The sequence below is a fragment of the Mycolicibacterium aromaticivorans JS19b1 = JCM 16368 genome, from assembly GCF_000559085.1.
Lineage (GTDB): Bacteria > Actinomycetota > Actinomycetes > Mycobacteriales > Mycobacteriaceae > Mycobacterium > Mycobacterium aromaticivorans.
Genome location: NZ_JALN02000001.1, coordinates 4,010,460 through 4,031,300, shown reverse-complemented (window position 1 = coordinate 4,031,300; position 20,841 = coordinate 4,010,460). Strand labels below are relative to the sequence as shown.

Sequence of the window (20,841 nt, the reverse complement as noted above, 5' to 3'; positions counted from 1 at the left end):
AGATAACCCTTATCCGAGAGGACGTGGACGGAAATCGAAGGAGGCAGCGGGCATTGCGACGCCCGCTGCACGTAACTGGCCGGCACGGGTCACAGTCGCAGCTCCTTCGAGCAGGTTGAGCGCGATCTGGCGAACCGTCCGCGCTTCCACTGGCTCGAGGAAACTCCCCCGAACCCATTGGTTGAAGGCCCCCATCGCGGGCCCACACCAGATCTGATAATCGCCGCGGCGGGCGGTGTTGCCGTCGCGCGCCCACTGCGAACCCGTGAAGAGGTACCACCGGAACACCAGCGCCATGCGATGTTTCGGATCCGCCGCCGCGCGTTCCACCTGCCGCGGGTCACTGTTGGCGAAGAACGCCTCGGTGTCCGCCCAGATGTCGGCGACGCTGCGGCCGAGGACCGTCTTTTCGAGATTCGCGAGTTCGTCGGCTGGGGCCTCCTCGAGCGAGGAGTAGCGACGGTAGAAGTCGGCCAGCCGGTGGCCGCGCTGAGCGAACATGGTGCCGCGCTTGAGAACCTGCACCGTCACGCCCATCTCGAACATGTCCGCGGCCGGTGCCATCGCGACATCGGTCGATTCGGCCATCGCCAACAACGCACGCGCGTCCGGCGAGAGACCGCTTTCCATCGCAGATTGGTTGACCGAGCCGGTCAGCACGTAGGCGGCTCCGGCAGCGAACGCAGCGGCGACCGCCGCAGGTGTTCCCAGTCCCCCCGCGGCACCGACCCGCGGCAGAACCGAGTAGCGATAGGTGGCCACGATCTCGTCACGCAGGCTGATCAACCGCGGGAGAAGCACAGTCAGCGCGCGGTTGTCGGTGTGGCCACCCGAGTCCGCTTCGGCGGTGATGTCCTCCGCGAGCGGGATGCCGCTGGCCAGCGCGGCCTCGTCCGCCGTGAGGCGACCCTCGGCGACCAGTGCGGTCAACATCGCTTCCGGAGCGGGCGACAGGAACTGCCGGGCCACCTCGTCGCGGGACACCTTGGCGAAGATGTGCCCGGACCGCACGATCTGTCCGTGTGCGTCGCGGTGCAGACCCTTCGCCGCATATAGGACGACGGCGGGCGTCAGACGCATGAACGCCGACGCGGAGACGTAGCGGACACCCATTCGGTGGAACAGGTCCACCGTGGCGAGTTCGACGCCGTCGCTCTGGACGTTGTGGATCAGGTTGGCGCCCCACCCGCTGGCGTTCGGACCCAGCGCGGCCTGAATTTCCCGCAGGCCTGCTTCCACGGTGGCCAAATCCAGGCCGGCGCTTCCGTAGAAAGCCATCACCCCGGCGCGCACACCCTCGACGGTCATCTGGGGTGTCGCGATACCGCGGGCCATCTCGCCGACGACATAGGGAAATCGCACTCCGTGCGTCGCGGTGAAACTACGGTCACCGAGCCATTCGGGATAGATGGGCGGCAGGACCGCGAGGACGTCGTGACGCATGAGCTCCGGGGTCAGCACTCCGGCGCCGTCGAGAACCACGGGGCGTGGACCATGTGCCGAAGCCACGACTGCGACCGGCCTGCGGATTGCGGCGAGTGCCTCGTTGACGTCCGACCCATCGAGCAACGCCGGAGAGGCGCCATTGGTCGGATGAGAGTTAGCCAACGTCGCCTGCATGAGGTGCGACTCTAGCTTTACGCGCGCGACAAATCTTGGTTTTAGAACACGTTCATGCGCCCGGCCGACTACCCGGCGGTAACTCTGAGACGACCCTACGCCGCGCGTCGCCGACACCGTTGCCGAAATGACATGTCGCTGGTGCTTTTATCACCAGTTCAACGAATTCCGTTGTCGATGGCGCAGCAAAACAGGTGGTGAGCGAATTCTCGGGAATCACGACCGTCCTGCCCGGGTCCGTCAGGACAACGCGCAAATGGCATAACCACGTTTATGGTGTGAGGTTAGGCTCTCCGGCGCAACCGTCACGGCCGGCCTGCAAACCAGCCAAACGCGGAGTCAGTAATTCATGCAGGTGTTCGCGACCTGCGTAATCTGTGGACCGATCTGCGCGAAGATCAACGCATTCAACTGTGGGTTCCCTGCTTGCTGCCGCGCCAGTGCCTGCTGACGCTGGTCGGTGGACATGGCGAGGAACTGCTGAATATTCGCCTGCATATCCGGCCGCGCGGTGAGCTGTTTGCCCAGCGCTGGGGCCTCTGCATTGAGGGCTGCCGTCACCTGTGCGTAGGTACACGTGGTGTTAGCCAGCGCATCCATGATCGGATCGGCGGAGGCCGATGCCACCGCCGCGAACGGAAATACTGCGATCAGACTTCCCACAACGACAACTCGTCGTAAGCATCTCGCTGAGTTCATCGACGAGCGCCCTTCTATTTGCCACATCCGCAAGATCTTGAGAAGCCGCCAGTTAATCACGGTGCCCTTGCGCGATGCGGAAAACGCCGCAACTCACAGGCGGCGAAGGGTTCACAGACGAGGTTTCCCGTCATCCCGATGGGCCCGCTGCAGCTCCTTCTCGGCGTCCTCGAGCGCCCGGCGGGCCAGGCGCAGCCGCTCGAGGAGGTCGTCACTCTCGTGCTTTTTCCGGTCCGCCGCCCGCGCCTCCTCCATCGAGTTCAGCACGATGCCGATGAACAGGTTGAACACCAGGAAGCTGAGGATGACGGTGTAACTGATGAAGAACAGCACCGACCAGGGCGACACTTTGAGCCCCATATCCACGTTTTCGGGCAGGTTCTCCAGCGTCAGCATCACGTACATCGTCATCATTCCCCGGCCCAGGTTCCCGAAATGCTCGGGAGAGTAATTGCCGAAGAACAGCCAGCCGAGCATTCCGTAGATGTAGATGAGCACCGCGGTGGCCGCCGCGAGTGACGCCACCCCAGGAATGCTTCGGGCGATCGCGCCGAATGCGATATGCAGGTCGGGTAGGAACCGCACGATCCGCACGATCCGCGCCAGGCGAACCAGGCGCAGCAGCATCGCGGTCGCCCGCAGGCCGGGAATGAATGACGCCGCGATCACGATGAAGTCGAAGACGTTCCACGGGGTCTTGACGAACTCGCGGGGGCTCCAACCCGCCGCCGTAAATCGAATCAGCAGTTCGACGACATAGATCGCGAGGATGACGTTGTAGCCCACGTCGAAGGCGTGATCGAGTCCGTCGGACACCGTAGGGAAGGTTTCCGCCCCCAGCATGGCCGCGTTGATCAAGATCACGATCACGATCAGGGTTTCGAAGACCGGATTACCGACCAGCCGTCGGCACACTGCCACGACAGTGGGAACAGGCTTGGGGGTCAGCGGTTCGGGCGCTGTGGTGGGTTGCACGATTAGTGCATAGCAAAGGCCAGCACGAACCACCCGCCGACCCGCTGGCGACATCGGCGAATCGGCGTGATTGCCCGGGACGAACGTCTAGCGTCACCGCCATGCGTGGGGTCGGGCGCCGCGGGTTTCTGTTGGGTTGCGGCGCGCTCGCCGCCGCACCGCTGTTGCCAGGGTGCGGTGGGACGAGCGGTAAAGACCGCGAACATGTCGTGGTCGTCGGTGCCGGATTCGCCGGACTCGCCGCGGCGCGGAAGCTGGCCGATGCCGGTCTGCGGGTGACGGTACTGGAAGCGCGGGACCGAATCGGCGGCCGCACGCTGACCGACACCTCGCTCGGGGTGCCGATCGACGTCGGCGCCTCGTGGATCCACGGCACCGAGAGCAATCCCCTCACCACGCTGGCCCACGATGTCGGGGCCAAGACGGTACCGACCGATTTCGAGGACTTCGTCCTGCTCGACGATCACCGGCTCGTCGACAGGAAGGCCGCCGCGGCGTCCGCGGAGGACTGGCGCCGGATCGCCCGCGAACTCGACGATCGCAGCGGTGACGCCGCGGCCAAAGAGTCGGTGGCCGACGGGCTGATCGGTATCGCGAACCTCGACGATCCGTTGGTCGCGTGGAACGTCACCTCCCGCATCGCGGGCGAGTACGCGGCCGACCCGGCTCAGATGTCCCTGCGTTGGCTCGGCAGCGAAGAGCAGTTCAAGGGTCCCGACGTCATCCTCCCCGGCGGCTACACCCAGTTGTCGCAGAGCCTTGCCAAGGGGCTCGACATCCGCCAGCGGACCGAGGTCAAGCTGATCGCGCACGGCAACGACCAGGTTCGCATCGAGACCTCGCAGGGCGCCGTCACCGCCGATCGGGTCGTCGTGACCGTTCCGCTCGGAGTTCTCAAGGCCGGAACCATTGCCTTCGACCCGCTGCTGCCCGACGCCAAGCACAACGCCATCCAGCGGCTCGGATTCGGGCTGTTGAACAAGGTGGTCGTGGCGTTCGACGCGCCGTTCTGGCCGGAATCCACACCAATGATCGGCCTCGTGGGTGACAACCAGCCCGTCACCGATCTGGTCAACGGACTCGTCTTCGCCGGCAGACCACTGCTGGTGGGATTGCGCGGCGGGCAGGCAGCATGGTCGCGTGAGTCGATGTCGGACTCCGATGCGGTGAGCGAACTGATCACCGCGATCGACGCTCCCAAGCCCACCGGGTCCATCGTGACGAAGTGGGGAACCGACCGATATGCCCGCGGCTCGTACAGCTTCATCGCCGTCGGGTCGAGCCCGGACGACATGCGCGCGCTCGGCGAGCCCGTCGGCGAGCGGCTGATGTTCGCGGGCGAAGCCACCAATCCCGAGTGGTTCGGCACGGTCCACGGCGCCTACCTGAGCGGTCTGCGGGAAGCCGACCGCGTCCTGGCATGATGCGCGGACGCGCGACACCGCAACTCGCACCGGCCACCCACACCCAACGTCTCCGAAATTCGATGTTCAGAGAGCACGAGCCGGGGGTATAGCGATATCTCCTTTCTCCCGAGGAGACGCCGATGACCGCGACCGCCGAAACGCCGACGAGCTCGGAGGCTCAGTCGTTGTTGGTGATGGTCGAGCGATTACGGGTCAAGCTGGTTCGAGAGCGAGCCGGACTGGCTCGACAGCTTCGCGAGCTATCCCATCGGGTGGAGGGCATCGACCGCCAGCTCGACGATCTGACCGTCAGCGCCGAGTGGCTGGCCGCCATCGCCTCGCAGTCCACCGATGAGCTGTCCGCGTAGATCCGTTCCGATACGGTGGGCTACACCGTGACCGAACCCCATCCGCCCGAGCCCGATCGGCCCGAACATCCGGCGACCCCGCCCCGGCCCGAATACCGTGGCGAGGACGTCGCTTTTCCCGAGTGGTTCCGGAAATTCTGGCGCAATCTGCTGGGGCCCAAAGACGCCGGCTGAACGGCGGCGTGCCGACACGTCACTTACGATGCATCCATCGTGAGCCAGCCACCCACCTCCGCCGAGACGGATTCCCTCTCTCGCAGGCAGATCGTCCTGTTGGTGGCCGCTCTGGTCTTCTCGCTGATGTCGTTCTCGCTGAACGCCACCATGCTGGCGCCCGCCGTCCGCGACATCAACGACACCTTGGGTCCCGGTGCGTTCGTGGCGATGTCGACGCCGTTCTATCTGGCCGGGGCACTCGCCAACGTCGTGCTGATCCGCTGGAGTGACTACATCGGACGCAAGCGCGTCCTGATCGGCATCGTGGTCGTGATGTGCATCGGCACCGCGCTGTGCCTGAGCACCTCGCTCCCCATCGTGGTGGTCGGCAGATTCCTGCAGGGCACTTCCAACATCACCTACGGTCTCGCCTTCCTGGTTCTTCGAGCACGCTTGTCCGGCGGGACATTTGGCGTGTGCTGCGGGGTGATGGCATCGATCAACGGCGGGGTGGCCGGCGGCGACGCGTTCCTGGCCGGCATCATGACCGACGCGTTCGGTTACCGTTCGATCTTCGCCCTGATCCTCGTGGTCGGCCTGATCGCCGTCGCCTTCGTATGGAAATGGGTTCCGGCCGACGAGGTCGCCCGCGCGGAGGGCCGGATGGACTGGGTCGGTGCCGTATTCATCGGGCTGACCGTCGGCGGGATCACCATGTTCTTGTCCAACGGCGGGCACCAGGGGTGGGCGTCGGCGCCCGCACTGATCTGGCTGACGGCCGCCGTTGCAGGTTTCCTCGCCTTGGTCGTTGTCGACAGGCGGGTGGCACATCCCCTCATCGCGCTCAAGCACATGCGTTCCCGCGAAGCCTGGCCGCTGCTTGTCGTCACCATTCTGGTGATGGGATCGTTCATGGTGGTGCTCGGCTTCATCGTGCCCGCGATGGCCGAAGACCTGGACTCCGGCTTCGGCCTCAACGCGACGACCACCGCGCTACTGTTCCTGACCCCCGGTGCGGTCGTGCAGGTCATCACCGCACCGTTCATCGGACGGTTGGCGGTTCGCATCGGATTCGTCACCGTTCTGCGGGCCGGGATCGTGGCCACGATCGTCGTGGTCGCGCTGACAGCGGTGTTCGCCGACCACAAATACGTAGTCGCGGCGCTGATGGTGGTCTTCGGATTCACCTGCACCGCAGTCATACTCACACCGCTGAGCTCACTGGGCGTGCTGCAGGCATCCGACGAGGCACCCGGGGCGCTACCCGGCATCGCCAATGCCAGCTACGGCATCGGCTTCACACTGGGCTTCGCCTGGGCCGGGCCGATCGTCGGCTCGGGCACGAATTTCACGTTCCAGCACGCGTTTTGGATTGCCGTAGGAATCGGCGTCGTGGCACTGGTGTTCAGTCTGATCCTGCGGCCGAAACCGCTTACTACCGGAACTGCCGCCCCCGCCGGTTCGACAGCTCACCAGACATCGCCCTGACCGACGGTGGCACCGGCGTCGCGGGATCACAGTCCGGCGCACGGCGGGGTTCGCCGTAGACAGTCGTCAACGGGACCACGCCGGCCCATGCCCCGGCGGCAACGTCCTCCTCGCTGTCCTCGGGCCACCCGTCGCCGATCTTCAGCGACCAGTTGTCATCGGTGATCTCCATCCGAAGCGCCAAGGTGGCGGCCAGTTCCTTGCGCGAACTCGCGCGCAGCTCCGCAACCCGGCCCGGGATGAAAGTGTCGGTCAGCGTCTCGAGGTAGCGGATCTTGTCGGATTCCTCGATCGTGTCGAAGGTTCCGAACAGCGTGGCGCTGCGGAATTGGAAGGACGACTCAAACCCGCTGCGCGCCACCAGGACTCCGTCGAGAGCGGTGACCGATACCGCAGCGGCTGCGCCGTCGGCGAGCTGACGCAACCAAGGCGAGCCGGTCGATCCGTGGATCACGAGTTCATCGCCGATCCGGGCGAAGCCGATCGGGAATATCACCGGGTGTCCGTCCCGGACCAACGCGACGGTCGCCAGCGGAGTGACATCGAGAAGCTCGTCGAGTCGCGAACGTTCGGTGTTCTGCTTCTCCGGTAGGCGGCTGACGCTGGTCGACGGTTGCGGCATGGGATTACTGTCGCACGGCCCGCAACGCGGCGGGCGTCAGGTCCCCCAGCGTCGGGTAGCCGTCGATGGCCATGATCAGATCGGTCTCCGCCAGCAGCGAGCGCAGCACGTGCACGATCCCGTCGGTGCCGGCCAGCGCCGCCCCGTAGGCGTAGGGGCGACCGATGCCAACGGCCTTGGCGCCCAGGGCCAGAGCTTTGACGACGTCGGCGCCTGTACGGATCCCGGAGTCGAAGAGCACCGGTACGTCACCAGCCGCCGCCACGACGTCGGGAAGGCAGTCGATGGCCGGCACACCGCCGTTGGCTTGCCGACCGCCGTGATTGGAACAGTAGATGCCGTCGACACCGGCGTCGATCGCGCGCCGGGCGTCATCGGGATGGCAGATGCCCTTGAGGATCAGCGGCAGTGACGTCAACGATCGAAGCCAGGGCAAGTCGTCCCATGTCAGTGAGTTTCCGAAGTTACTGACCCAGGCCAGCACGGCGTTGCGGGGGTCGGCGTCGATGTCGGCGTCGACCTTGGCGCGGAAGACCGGGTCGCTGATGTAGTTGGACAGGCACATACCGCGCAGCTGGGGGAAGTTGGCGGTGGAAAGATCGCGCGGCCGCCAGCCGGGTACCCAGGTGTCCAGTGTGACCACGATTCCGGTGTAACCGGCGGCTTCGGCGCGGCGTACGAAACTCGCCGCCATCTCGCGATCAGTCGGCGTGTACAGCTGGAAAAGCCCTGGCGTGTCACCGAATTCGGCAGCGACGTCCTCCAGCGGATCCATCGTCAGCGTAGACACACACATCGGCACCCCGGTGCGGGCGGCAGCCCGCGCGGCGGCGAGGTCGCCGTGGTGGTCGTGGGTGCACAGCCCGATGACCCCAATCGGCGCCATGAACACCGGGGCGGGCCAGCGCCGTCCCCACAGTTCGACCGACAGGTCGCGCTCGGTGGCGCCGACCAGCATACGCGGCATGAGGCCCCACTGTTCGAAGGCGCTGACATTCACCCGTTGGGTGCGCTCATCACCGGCACCGCCGGCGACGTAGGACCATACCGACGACGGAAGGGCTTGGGCGGCACGAGCTTCCAACTCGTCGAACGATATCGGCAGGCTGGGCACCGTACCGGTCAGACCCTGGAAGTAGATCTCGATCTGGTAGTTGCCGTACGGCTGGGTCATCGGTGATCCTCCTGGCGCGACATCGACATCATGGCGAGTTCCACTCGCAGTTCTACGCCGAAACTCCCGTGTGGGCGGAAACCTCACTGACAAGCTCGGCGACCCGGCGCACCTGGTCGATGTCGCTGCTGGTCGGGATGAGGTGTACCTCACTGGTGCCGATCTCGGCGAACCCGCGCAGCACCGCGACGAGCTCCTCCTCGGTACCGGCCCAGCCCGCGGTCGGCGCGAGCGCATCGACGTACTCCCGCGGGATCCAGTTCATGTAGTGGCGCAGATGCTGAATCACTTGCTGACGAGGCGCGTCTCCCTCGCCGAGTGCGAACCAAAACGACGTCGCCAGATGGGGTTTGGGTTTACCCGCGGCAGCCCACGCGTCGCGGGCGACGTCGAACAGCGCGTTCTCCTTCTCGAGGTCGAGATCCATCGAGATGCCGGCCAGGCCTTCCGCCCAGGGCGCGGCACTGCGCACCGTCTTGGGCCCGGTGGTGCCGACCAGCAGCCGTGGTCCGCCCTCGCGGGCGGGGCTGGGTCCGACGGGCAGCACCGAATCGGTGATCTTCTCCCCCGCCCACACCCGCTGCATGATGGCCACCCGCTCGGCCATGTCGCGCATGGTCTGTGACTTGGGGTCGGCACCGACCGCGCGGTAGTCCTCGTGCCGGCCCCCCACACCCAGACCGACGGTCAGCCGCCCACCGCAGAGCAGATCCCCGGTCGCCAGCCCCTTGGCGAGCATCACCGGATCATGTAGCTGCGGCACGACGACGGTGGCCACCAGCGGCACCCGTTCGGTCCAGCCGGCCAGGGCACCCAGCAGGGTCAGGGAATCGGGGTTGCCGAACGCGATCCGCTCCCCCCAGCACAGCGAGGAGAACGGTCCCTCGTCGATCGTGTGCGCCCAGCGCTTGAGGATGTCTGCGTCAACGTCCGGTTCCATCACCGGCAGTGTCATGCCAATCTGCACGCTCGCGATTCTGGCACGGCGCGGCGGTCGTCCGCGCCGATCCGACCTACTGACAGAGATCCGGGCTACTGACAGGATGGAGCACATGCCGATCGCCACTTCCGCCGTCGCTCACGTGCGGCTGACCGTCACCGACATCGACGCCTCGCGCCGGTTCTACGACAGTGTGTTCGGCTGGCCGGTCTACGCCGAGCTGCCGCCGAACGCCGATGCCGCGACCCGCGAGCAGCTTTCCTTCCTCTTCGGTGGGGTCATTTACAACATCGGTGACAACCTGATCGGGCTGCGACCCACCGGGACCGGCGCCTTCGACGAGGACCGGGTCGGCCTCGACCACCTGGCGTTCGTCCTGCCCAGCCTGGACGCCCTCGAACAGGCCGCCGCCCACCTTGATTCCCTGGGCATCGAGCACGAGCCGATCAAGGACATCGGCGTCGCCTACATCCTTGAGTTCCGCGACCCCGACAACATCGCCTTGGAGCTCACCGCCCGCAAGTAACGCCCCGACGACCGTCCTTGAGCAGTGAGCTTCCCGCTTCGTCACGTTCGCCCAACGAGAGGTGTAGTCAGAGATGTCGAGACTAAAGCGCAGCGAACATTCGGTGTCGTTGCTCGACGGTGAGATCGTTGAAGAATCGGATCTCGGTTCGATCCGCCGCGTCACTGCCGACAACCTGCCCATCCTGTCCGGCCTCTCGATCAAGCGCCTGGTGATCAATCCGGGCGCGATGCGCACGCCGCACTGGCACGCGAACGCCAACGAATTGGCCTACTGCGTCACCGGAAATTGTCTGGTCTCGATTCTCGACAGCGGCAGCCAGTTCTCGTCGTTCACGATCGGCTCCGGCGAGATGTTCCATGTCGACTCAGGCTCGTTGCATCACATCGAGAACATCGGCGAGGAACCTGCCGAGTTCATCCTTTCGTTCCGGCACGAGCGGCCCGAGGACTTCGGCCTCGGGGCCGCGTTCGGCGCGATGACAGATGCGGTGTTGGGTAACACCTACGACCTGCCGGCTTCGGACTTCGCGAAGATCCGCCGCGACACCACCGACCGGAAGCTCGCTGCACGCGTTGGGGATCCGTCGGTTCCGAGCACCGCCCACTTCGACGATCCGCACAAATTCGGGGTCGAGGCACAGAGCCCGCCAGTCGGCAGCGCAGTCGGATCGGCACGCCTGGCCCGGGTCCAGTTCTGGCCCGCCCTCAAGGACATGTCGATGTACTCACTTCGGATCCGTGAGGACGGAATGCGCGAACCGCATTGGCACCCGGTCACAGCGGAGATGGGCTACGTCGCGTCGGGAAGTTCGCGGATGACGGTCATGGACCCTGACGGGACGTTGGACACCTGGTATCTGGAGCAGGGCGACATGTACTTCATCCCTCGTGCGTACCCTCACCACATCGAGGTGGTCGACGCTCCCGACCTGCATTTCGCGATCTTCTTCGACCAGCCCACCCCTGGCGATATCGGGTATCGGGCGTCGGCGAGCGCGTACTCGCGCGAAGTACTCGCTGCGACGTTCAATGTCCACATCGACGACCTGCCCAATTTCCCGTTCACCAAGGCCGATCCGCTGATCGTCAACCGGGTCAACCCGCTTGATCCACGCGACTAGGGCGTCGAAGCACCGCCGAGATCGACGTTTTGCTGCCTGGCACTCGAACTTTCGCGGCGAGACGTCGGTTTGGGCGTGGGGACGTTAGCGAGCGGGGTCTTTCTGGGCGCGGATCGGCCCTGCGCTGGGCGGCGGGTTGAGCAGATTGCCCCGCAGACTGCCCCGCGCCGTACGCGCCGCGACCAGCAGCCAGGTGCTCAGCAACCCGGCGTAGGCGATTACCGCCGCGACCTTGAACGCCGGCAGGTTGGTGTGCACCGCCAACTGGGTGGTGCCGGTGACGAACGTGCCCACCGGGAAGGTGAGGCTCCACCAGGTCAGGGCGAACGGCATACCGCGGCGCAGGGTGCGAACGGTCAGGGAGGCGGCCAGCGCGATCCAGAGCATCGCGAAGCCCCACACCGGAACTCCGAAGATGACAGCGAACGCATTCAGGTCCTCAGCCAGCTCGGGCTCAACGGCCGTTGCGGCGACGTGGCCGAGAAGCCCTGCGGCGGTGATGGATTGGCCGAGCGGGCCGAGCACGATCCACAGCGTGGGAACCCTGGCGGTTCCCGACGTTCCGTAGAGAGCCAGGCGGCTCCAGATCAGTGTGATGATGATGAACGCGGCGACCAGGGATAGTCCGAACATCGCGTAACAGCCGTACAGCATGGTGGTGCGACCGGTGCCCGGCGCCATGTGCGGAATGAGCAAGGCGCCGGCGGCCGCCGAGACCATCGGCGGCACAATCGGCATCAGCCAGCCGCCGAACGCGGCGTCGGGTTCGACGTTGTGCTGGGTGAACATCAGGAACGGGATGCTCACCGCGGTGAACAGCCCGCCCACCGTGCCGGCCGTCCACAGCACCCAGTCCAGGTCGACGGCGAGCCGCTCGCCGATCAGATCCCGGCCGATCAGCACCGCGCCGGTGCCGACGGTCAGTAGCGCCATCGGCGCCGCACCGTAGAAGTGCGCCATCTGCGGATTGCGGGCATGGGTGCGCGCGACGGTGGGATGGCGCAGCCAATGCAGGCCGACGATCGCGATCAGCACGACGAGGAGCGTCGCGGCGATCACCCAGACCACCTCGGCGAACCCGCGCAATCCTGGGAGCTGGATCGGCAGCGTCGCACCCGCGGTCGCGACGATTCCGGTGCCCATCACCGATGCGAACCAGTTGGGCCCGATGTTGCCCAGCACTTCGACCCGGGTCTGCGGTGTTGCCATAAGCAACAGACGGTACGGCATCCGACGGCCGCGACCGGGTAGGCCGGCGATATTGCACGGGATGACCCAAAGTGCTTGACTGGCAAGGGTAATGGCAATCGAACTGAACCACACCATCGTCGCCGCACATGACAAGCAGCAGTCCGCCCGCTTCCTGACCGAGCTGTTCGGGCTACCGGATGCGGTGCCGTTCGGACATTTCCTCGTCGTCACCTTCGAGCACGGGCTGAGCCTGGACTTCGCCGACGTGCCTGCCGATGAACCAATTCACCCGCAGCACTACGCCTTCCTGGTGTCGGAGGGCGATTTCGACGCGATCTACCGCAAGATCTCCGATCGGAATCTGCCGCACTGGGCCGATCCCCGCGCAGCCCGGCCCGGCGAGATCAACCACAACGACGGTGGCCGCGGCGTCTACTTCCGCGACCCGGCGGGCCATTACCTGGAGATCATCACCCGCCCCTACGGGTCGGGTTCCGGCTAACCGTTGTGCCCGCGCCGGTTCTCCTGCCGCAGATAGTCGTGCGCCAGGTCCGCAACGTGGGCCGGCAGTTGCCCGCCGGCCACATCGGCCACGCTGGTCTCCTCCAGCACTGAGCGCATGCTGGCGCGCAACGCCCGCCACACATCGGTCAGTGCCGCGGTAGGTCCGCTGTAGGGCAGGTCGCCCAAGCCGATGTCACGCACGCTCGCCAACGGCCCGTCGATGCAGCGCAACACGTCGGCGATGCTGATCTCGGCGGCCGGTCGTCCCAGCTCGTAACCGCCGTCGCGGCCGCGGTGGCTGCGCACCAACCGGTCGGTGCGCAGACCGGACAGGATGTCGACCAGGAATTGCGCGGGGATGCCCTGGGCCTTGGCCAGATCCTCGGTCTTGACCAGCACGCCCGAGTCGACTGAGGCGAGCTGGATCATGGCGCGGACGGCGTACTCCGCCTTCGCTGACATCCGCATTCCGCGAATTGTGCCACTGCCTGGTCGGCAGCAGGCTCACGAGGCGTCTGATGCCGGTGCGGGTGTGGCGCCGGTGCGCTGCGGCGCACGATGCGGTGTGAGCGCCTTGCGAAGGGTGTCAGCGAACCGGTCCAGCGAGGTACGGACCTGGGTGACCGAGTTCTCGACCCGCTGCTGGACCGGCGATTGCGGAGCTTTGGTGCGCGGTACCGCTTTGTTGCCGTCGCTCAAATCCGTCGCACCGTTGGCGGCAGTCGGCTTGGTGTCGGGACCGGTGACCGTGCCGGAGTCGGTGGCGTCGGCCGATGCCTCGGGCTTGGTCGATGTCTCGGGTTCGGTCGAATTCCCCGGCTTCGAGGATGCACCCGGTTTGGCCGTGACGCTCAGGCCGCGGCGGTGACCCAGCGTGCGGCGCAGCGATGCCACGCTGTCGGCGACTGCCGAGAGGGTCACGGTTGGGGTCGCTGCCGGCCGGGATGGCGCGGACCGCCGCAAGATGTCCGTCAGTTCGGTCACCCGCTGACGGACCTCGGTGCGGATCGCTTTCACGATCTTCGACGGTGGCCCGACGGGCACGGCGACGACCCGAAGAGCGGTGGTGATCGCGGCGTCGACGTCACCGTCGGTGAGCGCAGCCAGCGTGTCGGCGATCAGCCGCGGCTTGGCCACCGCGATCCGGGCGGCCGCGACGGTGGCCTCGACGACCTGCACGCTGACATAGCCGACGTAGTCGGCGACCGACGTGACGGCATGCTGCAGGGCGCGATCCTCGATGACCGCGGGGGACGCACCGGCTGACGCAACGGTGGCCGGCTTACCGCTGAGCAGATCGGCGACGGCTGTCGCCGGTAGGGGCGACTGCAGGGATGGGACGCGCATCGGCGTCGGTGTCCCGGAGACGTCGCTCCAGAACGCTTCGTCCACCGCCCGGCCGCTGAGCATCGTGACATTGGTGACGACGCCTGCGACGACTCTCTTCAGCGGGTCCGCCGGGCTGGTGCCGCTGGCGTCTCGCGTCAGGGTCTCGAGCAGAGCCCGGTCGAGAGCGGTGGTCGAAGCGGTGCTGTCGGCCGACAGTTTCACCGGGGGAACCCGAACGTCCGACTGGGGTGCCGACACCGGGTTGGCGACGACAACCGTCGCGCCCACAAGAGCTACTCCAGTCGTGAAAATCGCACCAATGCCGCGCCGCACCGCGTGCTCACCTCCCCGGCACTCAGGCCAATTGCGGCCTTAAGAATACCTGAGAGGAAACTTAGAGAGAAAGACCTCATTGAAATTCGAGTAATTCACTTAATTTGACGAAGAGGAAAACAGAGTGCCCTTCCTTTTCGAAGACTTCGAAAAGGAAGGGCACCCCATCGATACCGCGTACTACCCCGCGGACTTGCCGGCCGAGGCCTTGGCGGGCCGCTTGGAGCCGGCGACGCCCTTCTTGGCGCCGGACTTGCCTGCGCTTCCGCTCTTCGCGTTGCTGTTGGTGGAGTGATCGGATGCGGCCGAACCTCCGCTACCGCCCGAGGTGCCGCTGTCAGCAGCGGGGGCCGACTCCTGCACGGCGGCGACACGCAGTGCCGATGCCGAGGGCGATGCGGTCTTCGCGGCAGCCGGCGGCGGAACCGGCGGCGCCGATCCGGTCTGCGAGAGCGCGTCGGCGATACCGTGGACAGCGGCTTGGATCACGCCGCGGACACTCGGCACCACCGTGGCCGCGCCGGTCTGCACACCTGCACCGACAGTCAGGTTGAGGATCGTGCCCGGGATGCCCCGCGGTCCGAAGAACCCGTCGACCGCAGCGTTCCACGCCTCCTCGGCATTACCGTTGGTGATGCCGGTGATCACGTTCTGCACGACGGTGCTGAACGCTCCGGCAAGCACCTGAGCTTGCCCGATGGAGCTCTGAACGACCAGGTTGACCAGGGTGGGAACGGCACCCAGCAGGGCCGTACCCCGTGCGACCGCGTTGTCCAGCATGTAGTTGGCGCTGGCGAGGGCGACCTGGCCGGCGGCCACGAACGGTCCCACAATCGCGGACTGCAACGTCGCGATGGCGCCGGGGATGTCACCCGAAAACGCTTGCTGCGTGGCGGTGACGAAGGCTCCGGGCAGGTTCCACAGCCCTTCACTGGCGATCAGCCCGATCGTCGTCCCGGCATTCAGCATGCTCTCCAGGCTCGCCGAACCGTTCAGCCCGGCCTGGCTCAGGATCGGCAGGTGATCATTGATCACCTGCGGGAGCAGCCCGACCGCATTGAATTGGAAGCCCATCTTTGCGATGGCAACGCCGGTGGCGTCAGCCAGGCCGCCCAGATCGGTGTAGCCAGCGGTGCTGTTGTCAGAGCTCACCAGCCACTGGTTGAAGGAGTTGGCGGTGCCGAGGAGTTCCGAAAGCGGGCTGTCGAAGCCCGCCAGCGCCACCTGGTTCACCGACGGGATTTGGAGGTCGGGCAACGCGAGATTGGCCTGCGTTACCGGCGTCATTGCAATCGCGCTGGCGCCGACAACGGCAGCGGTTCCCGCAATGAGCTGAGAGCGTATGGAGATTTGCATTTCAATCCCTCCCGGGCTGGGGTCAACACTGACAAAGCTGAAGATACCTGAGAGGAACCTGAGGGAAAACGATAATTGACGATTTTGTCGAAAATTTTTCCTGGCGAGAACGTCAGTTTTGACAGACACCCACTAACAGCGAAGGTTAAAGACATTCCTGACCAGGCCTAACAGGTGATTTATCGAGAGTCAGCAAATTTAAATAACGACCGGCCGGCGCCCAAAAACGCGCACTCAGAGTGAACCGCAAGCCATCCCAGAGCCTTCCGGCTCTCAGGTTCATGGCTCAAACCTCTCAGGAAAGGGCCACCGGGGGGGTCTCAGTCTGAGATTGCGTCCGAGTCGGCGACGACGACAGCGAACAAATCCTTGAGAGCGGCAAGACTCGCGGCGTGCAACGATGCTGCGGGGATGGCCGCACCGTCCACACCTGGCAACGACCGCGTGGCGGTGGCGGCCGCGACCACTGTGGGCGCGTAGCCGAGGTTGAACGCGCCTCGCGCGGTCGAATTCACACACATATGCGTCATGAATCCGCCGATGATCAAGTTCTCCGCGCCGACCGATTTGAGCCGATCTTCCAGATCGGTGTGCACGAACGCGTCGGGGTAGTTCTTGACCACCACCGGTTCTCCATCGAGAGGGGCGACCCGGGCCACGATCGCACCGCTCTCCCCGCTGATGTCGTACAGCGACCCGGGGCCGTCGTCGTGCTGGATGTGAATCACCGGAATGCCCGCAGTCCGCGCGCGATCCAACAGCGCGGCCGCCTCGTCCAGTGCGTCTTGAACACCCTCGAGTTCCATCACACCCTGGGTGTAGGTGTTCTGGCAGTCGATCAGAATCAACGTCGACGTGGCCAGACTGGGCGGATCGAGTGGAAGGCCCGCGAGCGCCCGCAGGGTGTTGAGTTCAATCATGGCGCAACGTTACTGCGTTGCGGCCAGCACCGCCTCGGCCAATTCCGGCCGGCACACCACGACATCAGGCAGCAGTGGGTCGGGCCGGTTGTACTGCAGCGGTGAGCCGTCGATACGTGAGGTGTGCAAACCGGCAGCGCGGGCGACAGCCACCGGGGCGGCCGAATCCCATTCGTATTGACCACCCGCGTGCACATACACGTCGGCACGGCCCTGGATCACGGCCGCGACCTTGGCTCCGGCAGAACCCATTTCGACCAGTACGCCGCCCAGCGCGTCGCGAACCTGCAGCGCGACCGCCGGAGGCCGGGTTCGCGACACCACGATCCGCGGCGCGCTCGGCGCCGCCGGGGGTGGCGACACCGCAGGGGTTGCCAAGGTGACGCCCTGGGCGGGAAGCGCAACCGCGCCGGCGATCAGCTCCCCGTCCTCCCACAGCGCCACGTGCACCGCCCAGTCGTCGCGGTCGAGTTCGGAGAACTCGCGGGTGCCGTCGAGCGGATCGACGATCCACACCCGTCGGCTGCGCAGCCGGATCGGATCGTCGGCCCCCTCCTCCGACAACACCGCGTCCTCGGGCCGTGCCGCGGCCAGCGCTTCCATCAGATATTCGTGAGAACGCTTGTCGCCCGCGGCCTTTCGCTCCGCACCCGAGGCATCGGCCAGCTCGACTCGAACGTCGAGCAGAAGCTCGCCCGCCTGGGTGGCCAGCTTGGCTGCCAGGTCGTGATCGCTCACTCCTGGCCCTCCAACAAATCGACGACCTGCTGGGCCAGCTCATCGCACTCGTGGTCGGGTGTCAGCCGCAGATCAGGGTTCTTCGGCCGCTGATACGGGCTGTCGATACCAGTGAAGTGAGTGATCACCCCGGCCCGGGCTTTGGCGTAGAGCCCCTTGGGGTCTCGGCGCTCGCAGTCCTCGAGCGGGGTGTCGACGAAGATCTCGTAGAACTCGACTCCCTGGTCGGTGTGCACCTTGCGGGCCAATTCCCGGTGCTCTTCCAGTGGGCTGATCGCGGGCACCAGGACCGTCAGGCCGGCATCGGCCATCAGCGTGGCGATGTGTGCCAACCTGCGCAGGTTCTCGGCGCGGTCCGCCATCGAGAAGCCGAGATCCGCGTTGAGCCCGTGACGCAGGTTGTCGCCGTCGAGAATATAAGCGGGGCAACCATGTTCGAGCAGCTTCTGCTCCACCAGCACCGCCACTGAGGACTTCCCTGAGCCGGAAAGCCCGGTGAACCACAGGGTGCGCCCCTTCGTCAGCCGGTCAGCGGAGTCCACCAGCGACTGGTGGCGCACCGTGTTCGGGGACGAACTGCGAGCCGCCGTCGGCGCGGTGTCGCGGACCATGCCCGCAGCCACCGTCACGTTGGTGTCGGGGTCGATCAGGATGAACGATCCCGTCGCGGCGTTGCGGGAGTATTCGTCGAGTAACAGCGGCACCTGGGTGCGCAGGGTGACCCGGCCGAGTTCGTTGAGCTTCAACGCCGTTGCGCTCTTGTCCCGGTGCAGGGTGTTGACGTCCAGGCGATAGTCCAGCGCACCGACACGAGCCCGCGTGGTGCGCGTGGTGTGTTTGATGATGTAGTCGCGTCCGGGCTCCAGCGACGACTCGTCGGCCATCCAACAGACCGTGGCGTCGAACTCCCGGGTGGCCACCGGCTGGTTCTGCGGGCGGGCCAGCAGGTCTCCGCGGGAGATGTCGATGTCGTCGGCGAGACTGATCGACACCGCCATCGGCGGGAACGCCTCCTCAACAGGTCCGGTCGGTCCGTCGATCGCGGTGATACGACTGCTTTTTCCGCTGGGTAGTACGACGACCTCGTCGCCGGGGCGCATCACACCGCCGGCGATGGTGCCCGCGTAGCTGCGATGATCGGCGTGCTCGACGGTCTGCGGCCGGATCACGTACTGCACCGGGAAGCGTACGTCGACCAGGTTGCGGTCGCCGGCGATGTAGACCTCTTCGAGGTGGCTCAGCAACGGCGGCCCGTCATACCAGGGCGCCTTGTCCGACTTCGTCACCACGTTGTCACCCTTGAGCGCCGACATCGGGATGGTGGTGACGTCGTGGATATCCAGCCGGGCCGCGAACGCATGGAACTCCTCGCGGATCCATTCGAAACGCTCACGGTCCCAGTCGATGAGGTCCATCTTGTTGACCGCCAGCACGACGTGCTGAACGCCCAGCAGAGAGGCCAGGAACGCGTGCCGGCGGGACTGCTCGAGCAGGCCGTGCCGCGCATCGACGAGCACGATCACCAATTGCGCGGTCGAGGTCCCGGTGACCATGTTGCGGGTGTACTGAATGTGGCCAGGAGTGTCGGCGATGATGAATTTCCGCTTGGCCGTGGCGAAGTAGCGGTAGGCGACGTCGATGGTGATGCCTTGCTCACGCTCGGAGCGCAGGCCATCGGTCACCAGTGCGAGATCGGTGTAGTCGTTGCCACGTTCCCGCGACGTCCGCTCGACGGCGGCGAGTTGGTCTTCCATCACGGCTTTGGAGTCGTAGAGCAAGCGGCCGATCAGGGTCGACTTGCCGTCATCGACGGAGCCGGCGGTGGCAATCCTCAACAGAGTGCTCATCAGAAATACCCTTCGCGCTTGCGGTCTTCCATGCCGGCTTCGGAAATACGGTCGTCGGCGCGGGTGGCCCCACGTTCGGTCAGACGCGACACCGCGGTCTCGGCGATCACCTCGTCGACGGTGGAGGCGGTGGACTCCACGCAGCCGGTGCAGGTCACATCGCCGACCGTGCGGAAGCGCACCGAGGTCTCGAAGACCGGTTCGTCGGGCGTGGGCTGCAGGAACTCGTGGACGGCCAGCAGCATCCCGTCCCGCTGGAAGACCTGCCTGGGGTGGGCGTAGTAGATGCCGGGCAGCGTGATCTCTTCGGCGCCGATGTAGGCCCAGATGTCGTACTCGGTCCAGTTGGACAACGGGAAGACGCGGATGTGCTCACCTTTGCGGTGACGTCCGTTGTAGAGGTTCCACAGCTCGGGACGCTGCGCCTTGGGATCCCACTGGCCGAATTCGTCGCGGAAGCTGAACACCCGCTCTTTGGCCCGGGCCTTCTCCTCGTCACGGCGGGCACCACCGAAGGCGGCGTCGAACTTGTTCTCCCGGATGCCCCGCAGCAGCGTTACCGTCTGCAGCGGGTTGCGCGACGGCCCGTTGTCGACCACTCGGCCTGCGGCGATGTCCTCTTCGACACTGGCCACCACCAGGCGCAGGCCGTACCGCTCGACCAATTCGTCGCGGGTGGCGATCACTTCCTCGAAGTTGTGGCCGGTGTCGACATGCATCACCGGAAACGGCAGCCGGCCGGGCGCGAACGCCTTGATCGCCAGATGCAACATCACGATCGAGTCCTTGCCGCCGGAGAACAGCAGAACCGGCCGTTCGAACTCGGCCGCGACCTCGCGAATGATGTGAATTGCCTCGGCCTCGAGGGACCGAAGGTGGCTCAGCTCGTACTGCCCCGGCTTGGGGCGTTCGACCACCGGACTCGCCATGATTTCCTCGTAAAGTTGGTAGGTTTGACCATAATTACAAAGCTAACCCGGAATCTAACCAGCAGGACGGTTCACGTCAAGGGTTACGCGCAGGCGGAACTTCAGAGCGACTTCGGCGCGCCTTCCGGCCGTCGTGCACCATGGCGCTTCGGGAGCGCGTCGGGAGTTGTCGCAGTGACCGGTGGCGCTGCGACCTCTGGTGTCTTCGTCGGCGCCACGGCGGCCTCCTACGTGGTCTCCCCCGTCGTCACCGAGGAGGTGACGGGCGAGGTGAAGGCCCATCGCCACCGGCGCACTACCGCCGACCACGGCAGACGGAGCCCAACCTGCGAGCTGCTGACGTGCGCGTCAGCCGCTTGGCGTGGGCGGTTGCGGACTGGCCGACGCCACCGACGAACTCGGCAGCATCGGTTTCGACGTCTGCACTGTCGTCGGGCTGGGACTGGTGGTCGTCGGGTCGACACTGGTGCCCTTGTCCTGGCATGCCGCCAGTGTCGGGAGCGCCGCTGCCACAAGCAGGGCTGGGACCAGTCGAGGTGTGAGCTGCTTCACGTGCACGCATGCAGTCTTCCCGTGCCCCGCGCCGCTAAACCGTGC

The 20,841-nt window shown here is 65.8% G+C and carries 22 protein-coding genes; 7 read left to right on the top strand and 15 right to left on the bottom strand.

Annotated elements, in window-relative coordinates; all coding sequences use genetic code 11:
• Nucleotides 1–9: 9 nt before the first annotated feature.
• The 3 genes from Y900_RS19430 to Y900_RS19420 all read right to left on the bottom strand — a co-directional run bounded on the left by Y900_RS19430 (nt 10) and on the right by Y900_RS19420 (nt 3,294).
• On the bottom strand, nt 10–1,620 hold the full coding sequence (locus Y900_RS19430; RefSeq protein ID WP_036343945.1) for a PfaD family polyunsaturated fatty acid/polyketide biosynthesis protein: 1,611 nt from the start codon (nt 1,618–1,620) through the stop codon (nt 10–12).
• Between the two features lie 339 nt (nt 1,621–1,959).
• The gene (locus Y900_RS19425) at nt 1,960–2,283 is read right to left on the bottom strand and encodes a hemophore-related protein (protein WP_036343943.1); all 324 of its coding nucleotides are present in this window, start codon (nt 2,281–2,283) and stop codon (nt 1,960–1,962) included.
• A gap of 147 nt (nt 2,284–2,430) precedes the next feature.
• Nucleotides 2,431–3,294: an ion transporter gene (locus tag Y900_RS19420; protein WP_036343941.1), complete on the bottom strand. Its 864-nt coding sequence runs from the start codon at nt 3,292–3,294 to the stop codon at nt 2,431–2,433.
• Nucleotides 3,295–3,395: 101 nt separating this feature from the next.
• Between Y900_RS19420 and Y900_RS19415 the strand changes: the two genes are divergently transcribed.
• From Y900_RS19415 to Y900_RS19405, 4 genes are all read left to right on the top strand, one after another.
• Nucleotides 3,396–4,718: a flavin monoamine oxidase family protein gene (locus Y900_RS19415; protein ID WP_036343940.1), complete on the top strand. Its 1,323-nt coding sequence runs from the start codon at nt 3,396–3,398 to the stop codon at nt 4,716–4,718.
• A 122-nt stretch (nt 4,719–4,840) separates the two neighbouring features.
• Entirely contained in the window at nt 4,841–5,068 is a 228-nt protein-coding gene (locus Y900_RS19410) for a hypothetical protein (protein WP_036343939.1), read from the top strand.
• 27 nt (nt 5,069–5,095) lie between these two features.
• Nucleotides 5,096–5,242, top strand: a complete 147-nt coding sequence (locus tag Y900_RS32445; protein ID WP_157838262.1) for a hypothetical protein — start codon at nt 5,096–5,098, stop codon at nt 5,240–5,242.
• Nucleotides 5,243–5,281: 39 nt separating this feature from the next.
• On the top strand, nt 5,282–6,712 hold the full coding sequence (locus tag Y900_RS19405; protein ID WP_036343938.1) for an MFS transporter: 1,431 nt from the start codon (nt 5,282–5,284) through the stop codon (nt 6,710–6,712).
• On the opposite strand, the gene Y900_RS19400 is transcribed toward Y900_RS19405, so the two are convergent.
• From Y900_RS19400 to Y900_RS19390, 3 genes are read right to left on the bottom strand one after another with little or no spacing between them, the layout of a single operon-like run.
• Nucleotides 6,660–7,334 (bottom strand): pyridoxamine 5'-phosphate oxidase family protein, encoded by a 675-nt coding sequence (locus Y900_RS19400; protein WP_036343937.1) that lies wholly within the window; start codon nt 7,332–7,334, stop codon nt 6,660–6,662. The two genes, Y900_RS19405 and Y900_RS19400, sit on opposite strands and share 53 nt — an antisense overlap.
• 4 nt (nt 7,335–7,338) lie before the next feature.
• Entirely contained in the window at nt 7,339–8,508 is a 1,170-nt protein-coding gene (locus Y900_RS19395) for an alpha-hydroxy-acid oxidizing protein (protein ID WP_036343935.1), read from the bottom strand.
• A gap of 52 nt (nt 8,509–8,560) precedes the next feature.
• The gene (locus Y900_RS19390; RefSeq protein ID WP_036343934.1) at nt 8,561–9,463 is read right to left on the bottom strand and encodes an LLM class flavin-dependent oxidoreductase; all 903 of its coding nucleotides are present in this window, start codon (nt 9,461–9,463) and stop codon (nt 8,561–8,563) included.
• Nucleotides 9,464–9,560: 97 nt separating this feature from the next.
• On the opposite strand from Y900_RS19390, the gene Y900_RS19385 reads away from it, so the two are divergent.
• Complete coding sequence (locus Y900_RS19385; RefSeq protein WP_036347279.1) at nt 9,561–9,974, top strand: VOC family protein; 414 nt, start codon at nt 9,561–9,563, stop codon at nt 9,972–9,974.
• Between the two features lie 73 nt (nt 9,975–10,047).
• A complete protein-coding gene (locus tag Y900_RS19380; protein WP_036343933.1) occupies nt 10,048–11,097 on the top strand; it encodes a cupin domain-containing protein in 1,050 nt (349 codons plus the stop codon).
• A gap of 84 nt (nt 11,098–11,181) precedes the next feature.
• On the opposite strand, the gene Y900_RS19375 is transcribed toward Y900_RS19380, so the two are convergent.
• Nucleotides 11,182–12,306 (bottom strand): TDT family transporter, encoded by a 1,125-nt coding sequence (locus Y900_RS19375; protein ID WP_237752604.1) that lies wholly within the window; start codon nt 12,304–12,306, stop codon nt 11,182–11,184.
• Between the two features lie 91 nt (nt 12,307–12,397).
• Between Y900_RS19375 and Y900_RS19370 the strand changes: the two genes are divergently transcribed.
• Nucleotides 12,398–12,790: a VOC family protein gene (locus tag Y900_RS19370; RefSeq protein ID WP_036343930.1), complete on the top strand. Its 393-nt coding sequence runs from the start codon at nt 12,398–12,400 to the stop codon at nt 12,788–12,790.
• Here the strand turns inward: Y900_RS19370 and Y900_RS19365 are convergent.
• The 8 genes from Y900_RS19365 to Y900_RS32155 all read right to left on the bottom strand — a co-directional run bounded on the left by Y900_RS19365 (nt 12,787) and on the right by Y900_RS32155 (nt 20,802).
• Nucleotides 12,787–13,260, bottom strand: a complete 474-nt coding sequence (locus tag Y900_RS19365; RefSeq protein ID WP_036343929.1) for an Rrf2 family transcriptional regulator — start codon at nt 13,258–13,260, stop codon at nt 12,787–12,789. The genes Y900_RS19370 and Y900_RS19365 overlap by 4 nt on opposite strands.
• A 36-nt stretch (nt 13,261–13,296) precedes the next feature.
• Nucleotides 13,297–14,409, bottom strand: a complete 1,113-nt coding sequence (locus Y900_RS19360; RefSeq protein WP_036343928.1) for a hypothetical protein — start codon at nt 14,407–14,409, stop codon at nt 13,297–13,299.
• Nucleotides 14,410–14,634: 225 nt separating this feature from the next.
• Nucleotides 14,635–15,741, bottom strand: a complete 1,107-nt coding sequence (locus tag Y900_RS19355) for a hypothetical protein (protein WP_036343927.1) — start codon at nt 15,739–15,741, stop codon at nt 14,635–14,637.
• 389 nt (nt 15,742–16,130) lie between these two features.
• Entirely contained in the window at nt 16,131–16,730 is a 600-nt protein-coding gene (locus Y900_RS19350; protein ID WP_036343925.1) for a cysteine hydrolase family protein, read from the bottom strand.
• A gap of 9 nt (nt 16,731–16,739) precedes the next feature.
• Complete coding sequence (locus tag Y900_RS19345; RefSeq protein WP_036343923.1) at nt 16,740–17,468, bottom strand: 3'(2'),5'-bisphosphate nucleotidase CysQ; 729 nt, start codon at nt 17,466–17,468, stop codon at nt 16,740–16,742.
• Complete coding sequence (gene cysC / locus Y900_RS19340; RefSeq protein WP_036343920.1) at nt 17,465–19,315, bottom strand: sulfate adenylyltransferase subunit CysN; 1,851 nt, start codon at nt 19,313–19,315, stop codon at nt 17,465–17,467. The genes Y900_RS19345 and cysC overlap by 4 nt, the downstream gene beginning before the upstream one ends.
• Entirely contained in the window at nt 19,315–20,244 is a 930-nt protein-coding gene (gene cysD, locus Y900_RS19335; protein WP_036343919.1) for a sulfate adenylyltransferase subunit CysD, read from the bottom strand. Before cysD ends, cysC begins: the two co-directional genes overlap by 1 nt.
• Before the next feature lie 348 nt (nt 20,245–20,592).
• Complete coding sequence (locus Y900_RS32155) at nt 20,593–20,802, bottom strand: hypothetical protein (RefSeq protein ID WP_131536221.1); 210 nt, start codon at nt 20,800–20,802, stop codon at nt 20,593–20,595.
• Nucleotides 20,803–20,841: the final 39 nt, after the last annotated feature.